1 pseudogene is annotated in these 231 nt (G+C 51.9%); it reads right to left on the minus strand.

Annotation, left to right across the window (positions count from 1 at the left end):
* A pseudogene (locus tag AC3CAU_RS16780) lies at positions 1-231 on the minus strand (phosphate ABC transporter substrate-binding protein PstS); the annotation flags it as partial.

Below are 231 nucleotides of genomic sequence, written 5' to 3' on the forward strand. Positions count from 1 at the left end.
GATAACTTCTTTCGGCAGAGTGGCGTAATCCAGGTCATTAGCCTGTTTGGCACCCGTTTTGTATGCCCAGTCAAAGAACTTCAGGACTTCAGTGCCCTGAGCTGGGTTTTTCTGCTCTTTGTGCACCAGAATGAAGGTGGTGGACGTGATTGGCCACACATTGTCGCCTTTCTGGTCAGTCAGATCCTGAGCGAAGGTTTTGCTCCAATCCACGCCTTTGGCGGCAGCGCT

Source organism: Acinetobacter sp. GG23 (genome assembly GCF_057766365.1).